General features: G+C 60.2%; 1 protein-coding gene. It reads left to right on the top strand.

The window, feature by feature from the left end; translation table 11 throughout:
* Positions 1-14: 14 nt before the first annotated feature.
* A partial coding sequence (locus U5782_RS41315; protein ID WP_322049631.1) for an aminotransferase class I/II-fold pyridoxal phosphate-dependent enzyme occupies positions 15-658 on the top strand: 644 nt, incomplete at its 3' end.

Raw genomic sequence — 658 nt, forward strand, 5'->3', positions numbered from 1 at the left:
GTAAGGAATACGTAATGTCATCTGATTTGCCGGTGACAGATCTCGAATCTGTCCCTTCTACGAACAACGGAGAGAATTTTTCGTTATCTGAGTTTTTCCGGACTGAAGCGCCCACGCTGAAAGGACGGGTCGCACCCTTCTCGGAGTATTTCCGTGAGTCGCGCGCCAGGGGGCTTGCGCACTACGGCCGGGAGATCGTGTCCGCGATAACGAACCGTGTTCAGGTACGGGGAATCGATGGCGCGACCAAAGAGATGATCATGTTCGGCTCGAACAATTATCTCGGGCTGACGACGCATCCGCACGTGCTCGCGCGGATTCGCGAGGCGATGGAGACGTTCGGGGCCGGCGTGGGCGGGCCGCCCCTGCTGGGCGGAACGACGCGGCTTCACAAGGAACTGGAGGAGCGCCTGTCGGCCTGGAAGGGCAGTGACGATACGCTGCTGTATGGCTCGGGCTATCAGGCCAACCTCGGCTGGGTTACGACCCTGCTGCGCGACGATGACGTGCTGTTGTACGACGAATACAACCACGCCAGCCTTTACGACGGCATTGCGCTCACGGCCGCGAGCATCAGCCTCAAGGCGATCCGCTTCGCGCATAACGACATGGCGCATCTGGAACGGCTCCTGATCCGCGCACGCAAGAGCGCATCGAA

The organism is Paraburkholderia sp. J67 (assembly GCF_905220265.1).
Taxonomy (GTDB): domain Bacteria; phylum Pseudomonadota; class Gammaproteobacteria; order Burkholderiales; family Burkholderiaceae; genus Paraburkholderia.